Origin of the sequence: Pseudomonas sp. B7(2017) (genome assembly GCF_002112745.1) — a bacterium.
GTDB lineage: Bacteria > Pseudomonadota > Gammaproteobacteria > Pseudomonadales > Pseudomonadaceae > Aquipseudomonas > Aquipseudomonas ekonensis.
The window spans coordinates 120,464-135,427 of sequence record NZ_NEIP01000006.1 but is presented as its reverse complement, the minus strand read 5'-3'; the positions used below and the strand labels follow the sequence as shown (position 1 = coordinate 135,427).

Sequence of the window (14,964 nt, the reverse complement as noted above, 5' to 3'; positions counted from 1 at the left end):
ATTTCGCAATCCTCGCCGTGTCTTCTAGAATCGGCCAAATTTCACTGGGATCTCACCATGGCCGGCAGTCAAATCGAACGGGTCTTCAGCGTGCTGGAAAGCCTCGCCAGCGAGGCGGGCGGGCTGCCGATGCAAACCCTGGCCGAGCAGTTGGGCATCCCGAAAAGCGCGACCCACCGCTTGCTCGCCGAACTGGTCCGGCTGGGTTATGTGCGGCAGAATCCGGATACGCTGCGCTATCACATGTCCACCCGGCTGGTGGCGATGGGGTTTCGTTACCTGTCGGGCAGCGGGGCCGACATTGTGCAGCCGGTGCTCGACCGCCTGGCCCAGGAGACCGGCGAACTGGTGCGCCTGGGCGTCATCGACGGCGAGCGCCAGACCTGGATCGCCAAGGCCCAGGGCGCCCGCACCGGCCTGCGCTACGACCCTGACATGGGCCGCGAGGCACCGCTGTTCTACACCGCTTCGGGCCATGCATGGCTGGCGTGCATGAGCGATGCCGAGGCGCTGTCGCGGGTCGAACGCCAGGGCATCGAACTGCCTGCCGGGGCCGGGCCGAATGCGCCGCGTTCCCCCGGCGATCTGCTCGAACGCCTGCGTATCGCCCGGGAACAGGGCTACGCCTGCGTCGAGGAAAGTTCGGCGGTGGGTACCTCGGCGATTGCGGCAGTGGTGCGCCATCCCGGCGATGGCCGGGCGATCGGCGTGCTGAGTATCGCCGGCCCCAGCGCGCGGCTGCCGGGGGCGCGGCTGCATGAACTGGCGCCGCTGCTGCTGACGTTCGCCCAGGAACTGTCCGAGGCGAGCCAGGCGTCTGAGCTGTTCGTTTGACGGATCCTGAGGGGGGCGAGCAGCAGCGAAGCGAAAATGTGCGCTGTTCGCACGGTTTTGTGTTTCCGGTCTGTGAAAATATGGAACCGAGTTCTAGATTGTTGATTGTCAGTGCTTTCCGGTCAGTTCCAAGGGCGGGCGCAGGTGCCCCGCTTCATCAGGTTCAGTGTTCATTCAGAGATATCCAATGACCGTCAGCACCCCGCTTTCCGGCGTCAATCAACCCTTCAAGGGGATCTTGCTGATCGTCGTGGCCACGTTCCTGTTCTCCAGCCATGACGCCCTGTCGAAATACCTCTCAGGCTTCTATCCGATCGTGATGGTGGTGTGGGCGCGGTATCTGGTGCACACCTTGCTGATGGCCGGGATTTTCCTGCCGCAGTCGGGGCTGCGGGTGCTGCGCACCAAGCGGCCGCTGCTCCAGTCCGTGCGGGCGTTGTGCCTGCTGGGCACGAGCCTGTTCTTCACCACGGCGCTGCTGTACATCCCGCTGGCGGAGGCCACGGCGGTGAACTTCCTGGCCCCGGTGCTGGTGACGGCGCTGTCGGTGCCGCTGCTCAAGGAGCGGGTGACGCGGGGGCAATGGATCGCGGTGATCTGCGGTTTTTCCGGGGTGCTGGTGATCGTCCATCCCGGCGGCGAGCTGTTCACCCCGGCGGTGTTGCTGCCGTTCTGCTCGGCGCTGTTTTTCTGCTTTTACCAGTTGCTCACGCGCAAGCTCAGCGAAGTCGACAGCCCGACCACCAGCAACTTCTTTGCGGGGCTGTGCAACACGCTGGTGATGAGTGCGCTGGTGCCGTTCTTCTGGCAGGTGCCGAGCCTGGGGCATGGCCTGCTGATGCTGGCGCTGGGCAGTTGCGGGATGACCGCGCACCTGTTCCTGACCCAGGCCTTCCGGCATGCCGCGCCGGCGCTGCTGGCGCCGTTCGGTTATTGCCAGATCGTGTTTGCGGGGCTGTTGGGCTGGCTGCTGTTCAACCACACGCCGACCCTGACCACGGTCGCGGGCATTGCGGTGATCTGCTGCAGCGGACTGGCGGCGGCCTGGCAGCAGCGCCGCGCCTGAACGTTTTCCTTGCGGGAGCCGGCAGGCCAGTTCCCGCAAGGAACCGCGCTCAAGGTCACTCGGTGACGGTGGGGATCTTGCGCGGGGCCATGAAGTACATCCAGGTCAGCGCGATGAAATACATCGCTGGGATCAGGGTGAACAGCACGGTGTAGTTGTTGTTCGTGACGGTCAGGATGTGGCCGACGATCTGGGTCATGAACATCCCGCCGATGGCCGCGCACATGCCGCCGAAGCCGAACACGGTGCTCATCATGTGCTTGGGCGTGTAGTCCATCACCAGGCTCCAGATGTTGGCGGTCCAGGCCTGGTGCGCACCGATGGCCAGGGAGATGGCGGCCACCGCGACCCACAGGTTGCTGGAGCCCGCGGCCACCACCACGCCGATGATGCAGCAGGCGAACAGGAACATCGACAGCAGCCGCGCCTTGATCGGGTCGGCGCCGCGCCCGATCAGGAACGACGAGAGGATGCCGCCGCCCACGCTGCCGAAGTCGGCGGTGAGGTAGATGATGATCAGCGGGATGCCCATCTGGGTCACGTTGATGCCCAGGTTGTATTGCTGGTTGAGGAATGGCGGCAGCCAGTACAGGTAGAACCAGAATACCGGCGCGGTCAGCGAGTAGGCGAGGGCGAAGGCCCAGGTTCCGCGCATGCGCAGGATCCGCGAGAACGGCACGCGGGCCTGTTCCGGCTCGGGCTGCTGCTGGATGTATTCCAGCTCCGAGGCCTTCACGCTCGGATGGTCTTCCGGGTTGAAGTATTTGAGGGCCCAGCACAGCAGCCAGACACCGCCCAGCGCCGACATGCACAGGAACGCCGCCTGCCAGCCCCAGGCATGCAGGATCAGCGGCAGGAGCATCGGGGTGAACATCGCGCCGACGTTGGTGCCGGCGTTGAAGATGCCGGTGGCCACCGCACGCTCGCCGGCAGGGAACCACAGGCGGGTGGTCTTCACGCAGGCCGGGTAGTTGGCCGCTTCGGTCAGGCCGAGGATGAAGCGGCAGACCATGAAGCCCGCCGCCGAGGTCGCCAGGCCATGGGCGCCGGTGGCCAGGCTCCACAGCAGCACGGCGCAGAAGAACACGCGCTTGACCCCGACCCGGTCGATCAGCCGGCCCTGCAGCACGAAGCCGATGGCGTAGCCGACCTGGAACCAGAAGTTGATGTTGGCGTAGTCCATTGCCGTCCAGCTCATCTCCTTGGCCAGGATCGGCTGCATCACGCCCAGGGCGGCGCGGTCGATGTAGTTCAGGGTGGTGGCGAAAAACACCAGCGCCAGCATGCCCCAACGGGTCTTGCCGACGGCCAGGGCGCCGCGGATCTTGTCGCCGATGCCGCTGGAGGCAGAGGTCATGGCTGCACGCGCCATGTGTGAGCTTTGGGAAGGAGTCATGTAAGCCACCCGTTTCTTGAAATTTTTATGGTGTTCTGGGTCGTTTCGCAGCGAGACCGACGGTTCGCATCCGGGCTCGGTGTGGCGTCGATGTTGGGCAGCGGCCGAAAGATCGTCAATTCGCCAAACCGGCATTGTGTTCGATAATCGCACGCAAAACTAACCGGGTAGTACACTTTAAATTGCCTGGCGACCGATCGGAACCAATAATCCGCTCACCCGCAAAAGCGGCGCCATCCCCGCCGCCGACGCCTCCACCGGGAGTTGAGAGATGCAGCGATCCATTGCCACCGTTTCCTTGAGCGGCACCCTGCCGGAAAAGCTCGAAGCCATTGCCGCCGCCGGGTTCGACGGGGTCGAGATCTTCGAGAACGATCTGCTGTACTACGACGGCAGCCCCCGGGAGATCCGGCAGATGTGCGCCGACCTCGGCATCGCCATCACCCTGTTCCAGCCGTTCCGCGATTTCGAGGGCTGCCGCCGCGACCGGCTCGCGCGCAACCTGGAGCGTGCCGAGCGCAAGTTCGACCTGATGCAGGAGCTGGGCACCGACCTGGTGCTGGTGTGCAGCAACGCCTCGGCCGACAGTCTCGGCGACCGGCAGATCCTGGTCGACGACCTGCGCCTGTTGGCCGAACGCGCCGGCGCCCGTGGCTTGCGCATCGGCTACGAGGCCCTGGCCTGGGGGCGTCATGTGAACACGTATCAACAGGTCTGGGACATCGTGCGCCAGGCCGACCACCCGAGCCTGGGCGTGCTGCTCGACAGCTTCCACACCCTGTCGCTCAAGGGCGACCCGAGCGCCATCGCCGACATCCCCGGCGACAAGATCTTCTTCGTGCAGATGGCCGACGCGCCGATCCTGGCCATGGACGTGCTGGAGTGGAGCCGGCATTTCCGTTGTTTCCCGGGGCAGGGCGAGTTCGACCTGCCGGGGTTTCTCGCCCCGATCATCCAGAGCGGCTACACCGGTCCCCTGTCGCTGGAGATCTTCAACGACGGGTTCCGCGCCGCACCGACCCGCGCCAACGCGGCGGATGGATTGCGTTCGCTGCTGTACCTGGAGGAGAAGACCCGTCAGCGCCTGGCGCAGCAGCCGCTGCCGCTGGCCAGCCGCGAGATCCTGTTCGAGACGCCCAAGGCCAGCGGGTACGACGGCGTCGAGTTCCTGGAGTTCGCCGTGGACGAAGCCCTGGGCGCCAAGCTGTCGAACTGGCTGGAGCGGCTGGGGTTCGTCAAGGCCGGGCAGCACCGCTCCAAGAGCGTGAGCCTGCTGCGTCAGGGCGACATCAACCTGATCCTCAACGCCGAGCCTTATTCGTTCGGCCACAGTTATTTCGAGGCCCACGGCCCGTCGCTGTGCGCCACGGCGCTGCGGGTCAAGGACAGCGCCAGCGCCTTGGCGCGGGCGGTGGCCTACAAGGGCCAGCCGTACCGGGGGCTGGTCGGGCCCAACGAACTGGAGCTGGCGGCGATCCGCGCGCCGGACGGCAGCCTGATCTATCTGGTGGATGAAGACGCGGACGTGTACGGCACCGACTTCAATCTGGTGCCGGGCGCCCAGGCCCGCGGCGGCCTCAAGCGCATCGACCACATGGCCATGGCGCTGCCGGCGGACAGCCTCGACACCTGGGTGCTGTTCTACAAGAGCCTGCTGGATTTCGAGGCCGACGACGAGGTGGTGCTGCCGGACCCTTACGGCTTGGTGAAGAGCCGGGCGCTGCGCAGCCGCGACAGTTCGGTGCGCCTGCCGCTGAACATTTCCGAGAACCGCAACACCGCGATCTCCCATGCGTTGTCGAGCTACAGGGGTTCGGGCGTGCATCACATCGCGTTCGACTGCGAGGACATCTTCGCGCAAGTGCGGCGCGCCAAGGAGGCCGGGGTGCCGTTGCTGGACATCCCGCTCAACTACTACGACGACCTCGCTGCGCGCTTCGACTTCGACGACGAGTTCCTCAGCGAGCTGGCCTACTACAACGTGCTGTATGACCGCGACGCTCAGGGCGGCGAGCTGTTCCACGTCTACACCGAACCGTTCGAAGGACGCTTCTTCTTCGAGGTCATCCAACGCCGCAACGGTTACGCCGGTTACGGCGCGGCCAACGTCGCGGTGCGGCTGGCGGCGATGGCCAAAGCACGCAGCGGCGGTGCCCGCCAGGCGAAGTTGTAGGTATTTCGTAAACGCGGGATTAAACACGGGCTGCTCGGCTTCCTTCACTGTGCCGCGCGGCCCATAATCGCCAGCTTGTGCAGTGATGGCCGTGAGCCCGCAATGACAATGACTTCAGAACTTACCGTCGCCGTTTCGCCTGTCGCCGAGCCGCGCAAGAGTCGCAAGAACAACCCGGAAAAGACCCGTGAGAACATCCTGCAGGAGGCGATCGTCGAGTTCGTCCAGCAGGGCCTGTCCGGCGCCCGCGTCGATGCGATCGCCGAGCGCATCCACACCTCCAAGCGCATGATCTACTACTACTTCGGCAGCAAGGAGCAGCTGTACGTCGAGGTGCTGGAGAAACTCTACGGCGACATCCGCAACACCGAAAGCCGCCTGCACCTGGCCGAATTGCCGCCGGTGGAAGCGATCCGTCGGCTGGTGGAGTTCACCTTCGACCACCATGACCGCAACGTCGATTTCGTGCGGATCGTCAGCGTCGAGAACATCCACAACGCCGAGTACGTGAAGCGCTCCGACGCGATCAAGGCGATGAACAACACCATCCTCGATTCGCTGAGCGAGATCCTGCAGCGCGGGGTGCAGAAAGGGGTGTTTCGCGCCGGGCTCGATGCGCTGGACGTGCACCTGCTGATCAGTTCGTTCTGCTTCTACCGCGTCTCGAACCGCCACACCTTCGGCGAGATCTTCCAGATCGACCTGCCGGACGAAAGCATCAAGCAGCGCCACCGCCAGATGATCTGCGAATCGGTGCTGCGCTACCTGCAAGCCTGACGGTCAGCGAGGGGCGGCCCCTCGCACCGCTCATCCGTTCATGCGCTGGAAATGCGCCAGCATCCGTTGCGCGTCCGCCGCCACGCCGCTGAACAGCTCGAACGCCTTCACCGCCTGAAACACCGCCATGTTGCCGCCGTCCAGCGTGCGGCAACCGAGGGCGCGGGCGTTGCGCAGCAGTTCGGTCTCCAGCGGGAAGTACACGATCTCCGCCACCCACAGTTGCGCCCGCAGCAGTTCCGCCGGCACCGGCATGCCCGGCAGCTTGGCCATGCCCATCGGCGTGGTGTTGACCAGGCCGTCGGCCTGTTTAAGCGCCGTCGGCAAGTCCTGCCCGAGCACGGCGCGGCGCTCGCCGAAATGCTGATTGAGGTTGAGGGCCAGGCTTTCGGCACGCCCGGCGTCCACGTCAAAAATGCTCAGGTGCCGAACGCCTTCGCTCAGCAGTGCGTGGGCCACCGCCGCACCGGCGCCGCCGGCGCCCATCTGGACGACACGTTCACGGTCGACGTCCGGCAGGCCTCGGCGAAAACCCTCGGCGAAGCCCAGGCAATCGGTGTTGTGCCCCACGCGCTTGCCGTCCTTGAGCACGACCGTGTTCACCGCACCGATGCCCCGGGCTTCCGGCGACAGTTCGTCGAGCAGCGGGATGATCGCCTGCTTGCACGGGAAGGTGATGTTCAGGCCGGTGAAGTTCATTCGCTCGGCGGCCAACAGCAGGTCGGGCAGGGCGTCGCTGTCCAGTTGCAGTTGATCGAGGTCGATCAGCCGGTACAGGTAGCGCAGGCCTTGGGCATCGCCTTCCTGTTCGTGCATCGCCGGCGTGCGGGACGCCTGGATGCCTGCGCCGATCAGACCGGCCAGAACCGCATTCTGCCGAGTCATGCGCGCGCTCCTTTGAACCGGTGGCCGAAATGCTCCAGGGCCAGACGATAGCCGTGGCTGCCGAAGCCGCACATTACGGCAGTGGCGATGGCGGAGACGAAGGAGTGGTGGCGGAACGGCTCGCGGGCATGGACGTTGGACAAGTGCACCTCGATCACCGGCAGTTCGCTGGCCACCAGCGCGTCGCGGATCGCCACCGAGGTGTGTGTCCACGCCGCGGGATTGATGACGATGCCGGCGCAACGGTTGCGGGCGCCGTGGATCCAGTCGAGCAATTCGCCTTCGTGGTTGGTCTGGCGGAACTCCACGGCCAGGCCGAGCTCGTCGGCGGCACGTGCGCACAGGGTGGAAATATCGGCCAGGGTTTCGTGGCCGTAGGTCGCCGGCTCGCGGGTGCCGAGCAGGTTCAGGTTCGGGCCGTTGAGCACCAGAACGATCGGGGGCATGGGGACAACTCCACTTATTCTTGTTGGCTTCGGTCGAAGGGTTCGATCGGTGGAGATAAATTGTACTGCCTGGTTACTTTGGTCAATCGGTCCCCGGTTTTCCCGGCGTATTGTGTGCGGTGATCGCACGCTGCCGGTTCACTGCGGCAGTTGCCCCACCAGAAAATCGATGAACGCCCGCACCCGCAGCGGCATGTGGCGGTTCTGCGGATACAGCAGGGTGAACGGCCGCGAGCGCCCGGCGTAGGGCTTGAGCACTTCCACCAGGGTGCCGTCGGCCAAGTCCTTTTCGACGATGAAGCGGTAGGTCTGGAACAGGCCGGCGCCGTGCCGGGCGAGGGTGACGCCGCCGAGCACATCGTCGGAGCAGCAGAAATTGCCGTCCGCCAGAACCTCCCGTGGGGTGTCCCCGTCGTAGAACAGCCAGGTGATCCGTCGGCCGTTGCTGGGCAGTTCGTACTGGATGCATTCGTGGCCGGCGAGGTCGTCGAGGGTCTGCGGGGTTCCGGCGCGCTTGAGGTAGTCGGGGCTGGCGACCATCACCAGCGCCGCGTCTTCCAGGTGGCGGGCGATCAGGCCCGAATCGGGGATCGCCCGAACGCGGATCGCCATGTCGTAGCCCTCGCCGACGAAATCGATGTTGCGGTTGCTGATGTGGATGTCGACTTTCACCTGCGGGAACCGTGCCCGGAAGGCCGGCAGCAGCGGCAGGATCCGGTGATGGGCGTAGGTCGTGGGGATGCTGATGCGCAGGGTGCCGGACGGCTCCTGCTGCTGGCCCATGACTTCCCGCTGGGCCTCGACCAGTTGCGCCAGCGCCTGCCGGCATTCTTCGTAGTAGCGCCGGCCACTGTCGGTCAGCTTGACGCTGCGGGTGGTGCGGGCGAACAGGCGCACGCCCAGCCGTTCCTCCATGCGCGACACCGACCGGCTCACCGCAGCCGGCGTTACCGCCGCCGCCAGTGCCGCGCCGGTGAAGCTGCCGGCCTCGGCGGCCAGGCAGAACAGTTCGATGCTGCCCAACTGAAGATCGTCGAAGTGTCGCTGCATGATGGCTCGCACCGGGGAATGAGCCCCTGTATTTAGCAAATGCCGAGGCACCGTGAAAGGCATGCGAGCCATTTTGCCAAGGGCTTTCGGCGACGGCGCCGGGAGGGCGCCTTCGGAGGGGAGCAGGGCAGGCACAAAAAAGCCGTCGGTCACGACGGCTTTTTGGTATGCGTTCCTGACGCTCAGCGTCGGGTCAGCAAGACCCCGGACTCCATGTGGTGCGTCCACGGGAACTGGTCGAACAGCGCGCAACGGGTGATGCGGTGGGTGTCGTGCAGCTGGGCGATGTTCGCCGCGAGGGTTTCGGGGTTGCAGGAGATGTACAGGATGTTGTCGAAACGCCGGGTCAGCTCGCAGGTGTCCGGATCCATGCCGGCGCGGGGCGGGTCGACGAAGACGCTGCCGAATTCGTAGCTCTTCAGGTCGATGCCTTGCAGGCGGCGGAACGGGCGCACCTCGTTCAGGGCTTCGGTCAGCTCTTCGGCGGACAGGCGCACCAGGGTGACGTTATCCACAGCGTTTTCGCTGAGGTTGCTCAGCGCGGCGTTGACCGACGTCTTGCTGATCTCGGTGGCCAGCACCTTGCGCACGCGGGTGGCCAGCGGCAGGGTGAAGTTGCCGTTGCCGCAGTACAGCTCCAGCAGGTCGTCCTCACGGTCGCCCAGCGCCTCGAAGGCCCAGTCGAGCATCTTCTGGTTCACGGTGCCGTTGGGCTGGGTGAACGCGCCTTCCGGTTGGCGGTAGCTGAAGGTGCGGCCGCCGACGTCGAGCTTCTCCACCACATAGTCGCGGCCGATGACTTCGCGCTTGCCCTTGGAGCGGCCGATGACGCTGACGTTCAGGTCCGCCGCCAGCTTCGATGCCGCCACGTGCCAGTGCTCGTCCAGCGGACGGTGATAGCACAGGGTGATCATCGCATCGCCGGCCAGGGTGGTCAGGAACTCCACCTGGAACAGCTTGTGGCTGAGCGCCGAGCTGGCCTGCCAGGCCGCCTTGAGCTGCGGCATCAGCTGGTTGATGCGCAGGCTGGCGATCGGGAATTGCTCGATCAGGATCGGCGTGCGCTTGTCCTCCTGGGAGAACATCGCGTAATGGCGCTCGCCGGCCTCGCGCCACAGGCGGAATTCGGCGCGCAGACGAAAGTGCTGCAACGGCGAGTCGAACACCGAAGGCTCCGGTGCATCGAACGGGGCCAGCAGGTCACGCAGGCGCGTGACCTTGTCGGCAAGCTGTGCGGCGTAGGCCTGGGAATCGAAAGTCATGCGTTGAACCAACCCAACTTGATCACGAACAGGATCGACAGGATCACCAGCGCCGGGTTCAGCTCACGGGCGCGGCCCGACAGGATCTTGATGGCGGTCCAGGCGATGAAGCCGAACGCGATGCCGTTGGCGATGGAGTAGGTGAACGGCATCGCCAGGGCGGTGACCACGACCGGCGCGGCGACGGTGATGTCTTCCCAGTCTATTTCCGCCAGGCCCGAAGTCATCAGCACGGCGACGAACAGCAGCGCCGGGGCGGTGGCGAAGGCCGGCACGCTGGCCGCCAGCGGCGAGAAGAACAGCGCCAGCAGGAACAGGATCGCGACGACGATGGCGGTCAGGCCGGTGCGGCCCCCGGCGCTGACGCCGGCGGCGGACTCGATGTAGCTGGTGGTGGTGGAGGTGCCCAGCAGGGAACCGGCCATCGCGGCGGTGCTGTCGGCGATCAGGGCGCGGCCCATCTTCGGCATGTGGCCGTCCTTGCCCATCAGGCCGGCGCGCTTGGCGACGCCGATCAGGGTGCCGGAGTTGTCGAACAGGTCGACGAACAGGAAGGCGAAGATCACGCTGACCAGACCGATGTCCAGCGCGCCCTTGATGTCCAGCTGCAGGAAGGTCGGGGCCAGCGACGGTGGCATCGAGGTCACGCCGCCGAACGGGGTGAAGCCCATGACGATCGACACGATGGTCACCGCCAGGATGCCGATCAGCACGGCGCCGCGCACTTTCAGCGCTTCGAGGGCGACGATCAGGGCGAAGCCCAGGGTCGCGAGGATCGGGGCCGGTTGCTTGAGGTCGCCGAGGCCGACCATGGTCGCCGGGTTGCCGACCACGATGCCGGCGTTGTGCAGGGCGATCAGGGCCAGGAACAGGCCGATGCCGGCGGCGATCGCCGAGCGCAGCGGCAGGGGGATGCTGTTGATGATCCATTCACGGATGCGGAAGATCGACAGCAGGAAGAAGCACACGGCCGAAATGAACACCGCACCCAGCGCCACTTGCCAGGTGTGGCCCATGTGCAGCACGACGGTGTAGGTAAAGAAGGCGTTCAGGCCCATGCCCGGCGCGAGGGCGATCGGGTAGTTGGCGATCAGGCCCATCACCGTGGAACCGATGGCGGCGGCAAGGCAGGTGGCGACGAACACCGCGCCTTTGTCCATGCCGGTCTCGCCGAGGATGCTCGGGTTGACGAACAGGATGTAGGCCATGGCCAGGAACGTCGTGACGCCCGCCAGGATCTCGGTCCGCACGTTGGTGTTGTGTGCCTTGAGTTGAAACAGCCTTTCCAGCATGTCTGCTCCCCGTGGCGCGCGTGGCGCCGTGAATGTATCGACCTCAACAGCAAAGCACAGGTCGCCGGATGCGCCTGGGATTTTGCTGTGGGCCGGAAAAAGCCGCGCATCATACCAGCAGCGCGGGGAATATGGCGGATGTCGGTGTCGATCGTCGGCGAAGTTTTGTGTCTGCGCCAAGTACGCCATACTGCGCGCTGTTTTTTGGGGGATGGAACGCATGAGCAAGCGCTGGATGAAAACCGCCGGGTTGACGGCCGCACTGCTGGCCGCGGTGCCGGCGGCGTTGGCGGCGTCGGCGCCGCCGTTGAGCGAAGTGAAAGTGATCAAGGTGCAGTCGGCGGCCTGCGGGCTGGAAGACATCGAAGACGGCCAGTCCCGCACGCAATGCGACCACGGCGGATCGGGCATCAAGGTCTATGTGCTGGAGATCGGCTACGGCCAGAGCCAGCCCCAGGCCTCCCTGGACGGCTTCGAGGTGGACGGCGTCCGCAGCCCGGTCTGCGCCTTCCAGACCGGCAACCTGACCGAATGCACCCCCGGCAGCAAAACCGTCGGCTCTCTCTATGAGTTCGACCTGGGCGCCAAGCAGGAAGGCACCTTCACCTTCACCAACACCTCGATCAACGCGCCGCGCAACACGTTGTCGACCCAGCTCTACATCAAGTGACAGAGGGGCCGGGGCAGGCCTGAGTCGCCTCAGGCCTTGGCTTCCTCCACCGGCACATGCATCCGGTCGCGGCTGGCCAGGGTCGGGAACAGCTTGATCCAGGTGCCGGTCACCACCAGCGTGCCGATGCCGCCCATGACCACCGCCGGCACCGTGCCGAACCAGTGGGCGGTGAGACCGGACTCGAATTCGCCGAGCTGGTTCGAGGCGCCGATGAACAGGCCGTTCACCGCGCTGACCCGGCCGCGCATCTCGTCAGGGGTTTCCAGCTGCACGAACGAGGCGCGGATCACCATGCTGATCATGTCCGCCGCGCCCAGCACCACCAGCACCGCCAGCGAGAACCAGAACGAGGTCGACAGGCCGAAGGCGATGGTCGCCACGCCGAACACGCCGACCGCCGTGAACATCACCCGGCCGACATGACGTTCCACGGCGAACCGCGCCAGGAACAGCGACATCAGCAATGCGCCCACCGCCGGAGCCGAGCGGAGCAGGCCCAGACCCCAGGCGCCGGTCAGCAGGATGTCCTTGGCGAACACCGGCAGCAGCGCCGTGGCGCCGCCGAGCAGCACCGCGAACAGATCCAGCGAGATCGCCCCGAGGATGTCCGGGCGGCTGCGGATGAAGCGGATCCCCGCCAGCAACGAATCCAGCGTGGCCTTGCCTTTGTTCAGCGGAGTCTGGCGCGCGGGCAGGTTGAGCATCAGGGTGCAGGCGATCACGTACAGCAGCACGGTCGGGCCGTAGACCCACACGCTGCCGAACGCATAGAGCAAGCCGCCCAGCGCCGGGGCGACGATCGTCGCCGACTGCTGGGCCGATTGTGCGGCGGCGACCGCCCGGGGGAACAGGACGGTGGGCACGATGCTCGGCAGCAGGGCCTGGGTGGTGGGCATCTCGAAGGAGCGCGCGGCGCCCAGCAGGAAGGCGAGGATGAAGATCAGTTCGCGGGTGACGTGGTCGGTGGCGCTGCCGATGGCCAGCGTCAGGGCGATCAGCGCCTGCAGCGACTGGCAGATCGCCGCGACCTTGCGCCGGTCGTAGCGGTCGGCGACATGCCCGGTGTGCAGCATGAACAGCACCCGGGGCGCGAACTCCACCAGGCCCACCAGGCCCAGGTCGAGCACATTGCCGGTCAGTTGGTAGAGGTTCCAGCCGATGGCCACGGTGAGCATCTGAAAGCCGCTGGCGGTGAAGATCCGGGCCAGCCAGAACGCAATGAAAGGACGGTGGTGGCGGAGCAGCAAAGGCGCTTGGCTGGGCATCGGAGGGCCGGACGTGTGCGAGAGGGGAGTCGCGAGGTTATCACCAGTCTGTAACCAAAAGTTGCCATGTAGAAAAATTTAGTTAGCTAGACACCGATTTTTCGGGGGGCTGTGCTCCAAGGCGCTCGCCAATGTATTTCAGCGCGTTGCCGAAGCTATGAGGCAACTTGTCACGCGGCAAAAGACCACGCAGTTCGCCGTCGGAAATCGGACTACTCTTTCAACGTTGATTGATCCAGATCAAGACCCTTGCGGGAAGTGGTCTGGCGGCCGTCCGGCCAGGCTCCCCGCGTTGGGTGCGCGTAAAAAGAAGAACGAATCCGAATTCGCCGCACTCCATATCCGTGGGGGCAGTGGGTACCGGGCCACAAGCCCGGCAGCCTGTACCACCTGACAGAGGAAGACTTATGTTCGGTTTAGAGGCACTCGATCTCGCCCGAATTCAGTTCGCGTTCACCATCTCGTTCCACATTCTGTTTCCCGCCATCACCATCGGACTGGCGAGCTACCTGGCGGTGCTCGAAGGCCTGTGGCTGAAGACCGGCAACGACACCTACCGTGACCTCTACCATTTCTGGTCGAAGATCTTCGCCGTCAACTTCGGCATGGGGGTGGTCTCGGGGCTGGTCATGGCGTACCAGTTCGGCACCAACTGGAGCCGGTTCTCCGACTTCGCCGGTTCCGTCACCGGCCCGTTGCTCACCTATGAGGTGCTCACGGCGTTCTTCCTCGAAGCCGGTTTCCTCGGCGTGATGCTGTTCGGCTGGAACAAGGTCGGACGCGGCCTGCACTTCTTCTCCACGGTCATGGTGGCCATCGGCACCTTGATCTCGACTTTCTGGATCCTCGCGTCCAACAGCTGGATGCAAACCCCGCAAGGCTTCGAGATCGTCAACGGCCAGGTGATCCCCACCGATTGGCTGGCGATCATCTTCAACCCTTCGTTCCCGTACCGGCTGATGCACATGGCCACTGCCGCGTTCGTCGCCACGGCGTTCTTCGTCGGCGCCTCGGCGGCCTGGCACCTGCTGCGCGGCAAAGACAACCCGGCGATCCGCAAGATGCTGTCGATGGCCATGTGGATGGCCCTGATCGTCGCGCCGATCCAGGCCGTGATCGGCGACTTCCACGGCCTCAACACCCTCAAGCACCAGCCGGCGAAGATCGCCGCCATCGAAGGCCACTGGGAAAACGTCGGTAACGAGGCGACGCCGCTGATCCTGTTCGGCTGGCCGGACATGAAGGAAGAGAAGACCAAATTCGCCGTGGAGATCCCGTACCTCGGCAGCCTGATCCTGACCCACTCGCTGGACAAGCAGGTGCCGGCGCTCAAGGAGTTCCCGCCGGAGGACCGGCCCAACTCGACCATCGTGTTCTGGTCGTTCCGGATCATGGTGGGCCTCGGCTTCCTGATGATCTTCACTGGCCTCTGGAGCCTGTGGCTGCGCAAGCGTGACTCGCTCTACACCTCGCGGCCGTTCCTGTACCTGGCCCTGTGGATGGGGCCGTCGGGCCTGATCGCGATCCTCGCTGGCTGGTTCACCACCGAGATCGGCCGTCAGCCGTGGGTAGTCTACGGCTTGATGCGCACGGCGGACGCGTCCTCCAACCACAGCTTCATGCAGATGAGCATCACCTTGATCATGTTCGTGGTGGTGTACTTCGCGCTGTTCGGCGCCGGCCTGGGCTACATGATGCGCCTGGTGCGCAAGGGGCCGAAGACCGACGAGGGCAAGGAAACCAACGACGGCGGCCCCGGCCGCAAACGCACGCCGGCCCGTCCGCTGTCCGCCGCGGACGACGATGGCGCCGACGCCGACCGCAGCCTGACCAAGGAGATTTGAG

General features: G+C 65.2%; 13 protein-coding genes. 6 read left to right on the top strand and 7 right to left on the bottom strand.

Annotated elements, in window-relative coordinates:
• The first annotated feature begins 57 nt into the window (after nucleotides 1–57).
• On the top strand, nucleotides 58–834 hold the full coding sequence (locus tag CAG29_RS13985) for an IclR family transcriptional regulator (protein WP_085584077.1): 777 nt from the start codon (nucleotides 58–60) through the stop codon (nucleotides 832–834).
• 187 nt (nucleotides 835–1,021) lie between these two features.
• The gene (locus CAG29_RS13980; protein WP_085584079.1) at nucleotides 1,022–1,900 is read left to right on the top strand and encodes a DMT family transporter; all 879 of its coding nucleotides are present in this window, start codon (nucleotides 1,022–1,024) and stop codon (nucleotides 1,898–1,900) included.
• 55 nt (nucleotides 1,901–1,955) lie between these two features.
• Here CAG29_RS13980 and CAG29_RS13975 read toward each other — a convergent pair whose 3' ends face one another.
• Nucleotides 1,956–3,296, bottom strand: coding sequence for an MFS transporter (locus CAG29_RS13975; protein WP_085694662.1), 1,341 nt, complete (start codon nucleotides 3,294–3,296; stop codon nucleotides 1,956–1,958).
• Between the two features lie 271 nt (nucleotides 3,297–3,567).
• Here CAG29_RS13975 and quiC point away from each other — a divergent pair, with 271 nt between their 5' ends.
• Together quiC and CAG29_RS13965 are read left to right on the top strand one after the other, a co-directional pair.
• Nucleotides 3,568–5,469 carry a 3-dehydroshikimate dehydratase QuiC gene (gene quiC / locus CAG29_RS13970; protein ID WP_085694661.1) on the top strand — a complete coding sequence of 634 codons (1,902 nt, stop codon included), beginning with the start codon at nucleotides 3,568–3,570 and terminating at the stop codon, nucleotides 5,467–5,469.
• 102 nt (nucleotides 5,470–5,571) lie between these two features.
• Nucleotides 5,572–6,246, top strand: a complete 675-nt coding sequence (locus tag CAG29_RS13965; RefSeq protein WP_085584085.1) for a TetR/AcrR family transcriptional regulator — start codon at nucleotides 5,572–5,574, stop codon at nucleotides 6,244–6,246.
• A 30-nt stretch (nucleotides 6,247–6,276) separates the two neighbouring features.
• Here the strand turns inward: CAG29_RS13965 and CAG29_RS13960 are convergent, their stop codons facing one another.
• The 5 genes from CAG29_RS13960 to CAG29_RS13940 form a co-directional block, all read right to left on the bottom strand.
• Nucleotides 6,277–7,131, bottom strand: coding sequence for a shikimate dehydrogenase (locus tag CAG29_RS13960; RefSeq protein WP_085584086.1), 855 nt, complete (start codon nucleotides 7,129–7,131; stop codon nucleotides 6,277–6,279).
• A complete protein-coding gene (aroQ, locus tag CAG29_RS13955) occupies nucleotides 7,128–7,577 on the bottom strand; it encodes a type II 3-dehydroquinate dehydratase (protein WP_085584088.1) in 450 nt (149 codons plus the stop codon). Before aroQ ends, CAG29_RS13960 begins: the two co-directional genes overlap by 4 nt.
• A 138-nt stretch (nucleotides 7,578–7,715) precedes the next feature.
• Nucleotides 7,716–8,627 (bottom strand): LysR family transcriptional regulator, encoded by a 912-nt coding sequence (locus CAG29_RS13950; protein WP_085584090.1) that lies wholly within the window; start codon nucleotides 8,625–8,627, stop codon nucleotides 7,716–7,718.
• A gap of 182 nt (nucleotides 8,628–8,809) precedes the next feature.
• Nucleotides 8,810–9,889, bottom strand: a complete 1,080-nt coding sequence (gene trmA / locus CAG29_RS13945) for a tRNA (uridine(54)-C5)-methyltransferase TrmA (RefSeq protein ID WP_085584092.1) — start codon at nucleotides 9,887–9,889, stop codon at nucleotides 8,810–8,812.
• A complete protein-coding gene (locus tag CAG29_RS13940; RefSeq protein WP_085584094.1) occupies nucleotides 9,886–11,181 on the bottom strand; it encodes an NCS2 family permease in 1,296 nt (431 codons plus the stop codon). The genes trmA and CAG29_RS13940 overlap by 4 nt, the downstream gene beginning before the upstream one ends.
• A 220-nt stretch (nucleotides 11,182–11,401) precedes the next feature.
• Between CAG29_RS13940 and CAG29_RS13935 the strand changes: the two genes are divergently transcribed.
• Nucleotides 11,402–11,851, top strand: a complete 450-nt coding sequence (locus tag CAG29_RS13935) for a DUF4879 domain-containing protein (protein ID WP_085694660.1) — start codon at nucleotides 11,402–11,404, stop codon at nucleotides 11,849–11,851.
• Nucleotides 11,852–11,880: 29 nt separating this feature from the next.
• On the opposite strand, the gene CAG29_RS13930 is transcribed toward CAG29_RS13935, so the two are convergent.
• Nucleotides 11,881–13,119, bottom strand: a complete 1,239-nt coding sequence (locus CAG29_RS13930; RefSeq protein WP_085694659.1) for an MFS transporter — start codon at nucleotides 13,117–13,119, stop codon at nucleotides 11,881–11,883.
• Nucleotides 13,120–13,526: 407 nt separating this feature from the next.
• Here CAG29_RS13930 and CAG29_RS13925 point away from each other — a divergent pair, with 407 nt between their 5' ends.
• Nucleotides 13,527–14,963 carry a cytochrome ubiquinol oxidase subunit I gene (locus tag CAG29_RS13925; protein ID WP_085584100.1) on the top strand — a complete coding sequence of 479 codons (1,437 nt, stop codon included), beginning with the start codon at nucleotides 13,527–13,529 and terminating at the stop codon, nucleotides 14,961–14,963.
• Nucleotide 14,964 lies beyond the last annotated feature (1 nt).

What these genes read in the sequence shown, in the direction of transcription:
- CAG29_RS13960 (WP_085584086.1), bottom strand. Translation starts at nt 7,131, where the DNA reads ATGACTCGGCAGAATGCGGTTCTGGCCGGTCTGATCGGCGCAGGCATC.
- CAG29_RS13950 (WP_085584090.1), bottom strand. Translation starts at nt 8,627, where the DNA reads ATGCAGCGACACTTCGACGATCTTCAGTTGGGCAGCATCGAACTGTTC.
- aroQ (WP_085584088.1), bottom strand. Translation starts at nt 7,577, where the DNA reads ATGCCCCCGATCGTTCTGGTGCTCAACGGCCCGAACCTGAACCTGCTC.
- trmA (WP_085584092.1), bottom strand. Translation starts at nt 9,889, where the DNA reads ATGACTTTCGATTCCCAGGCCTACGCCGCACAGCTTGCCGACAAGGTC.
- CAG29_RS13940 (WP_085584094.1), bottom strand. Translation starts at nt 11,181, where the DNA reads ATGCTGGAAAGGCTGTTTCAACTCAAGGCACACAACACCAACGTGCGG.
- CAG29_RS13985 (WP_085584077.1), top strand. Translation starts at nt 58, where the DNA reads ATGGCCGGCAGTCAAATCGAACGGGTCTTCAGCGTGCTGGAAAGCCTC.
- CAG29_RS13975 (WP_085694662.1), bottom strand. Translation starts at nt 3,296, where the DNA reads ATGACTCCTTCCCAAAGCTCACACATGGCGCGTGCAGCCATGACCTCT.
- CAG29_RS13930 (WP_085694659.1), bottom strand. Translation starts at nt 13,119, where the DNA reads ATGCCCAGCCAAGCGCCTTTGCTGCTCCGCCACCACCGTCCTTTCATT.
- CAG29_RS13925 (WP_085584100.1), top strand. Translation starts at nt 13,527, where the DNA reads ATGTTCGGTTTAGAGGCACTCGATCTCGCCCGAATTCAGTTCGCGTTC.
- CAG29_RS13935 (WP_085694660.1), top strand. Translation starts at nt 11,402, where the DNA reads ATGAGCAAGCGCTGGATGAAAACCGCCGGGTTGACGGCCGCACTGCTG.
- quiC (WP_085694661.1), top strand. Translation starts at nt 3,568, where the DNA reads ATGCAGCGATCCATTGCCACCGTTTCCTTGAGCGGCACCCTGCCGGAA.
- CAG29_RS13980 (WP_085584079.1), top strand. Translation starts at nt 1,022, where the DNA reads ATGACCGTCAGCACCCCGCTTTCCGGCGTCAATCAACCCTTCAAGGGG.
- CAG29_RS13965 (WP_085584085.1), top strand. Translation starts at nt 5,572, where the DNA reads ATGACAATGACTTCAGAACTTACCGTCGCCGTTTCGCCTGTCGCCGAG.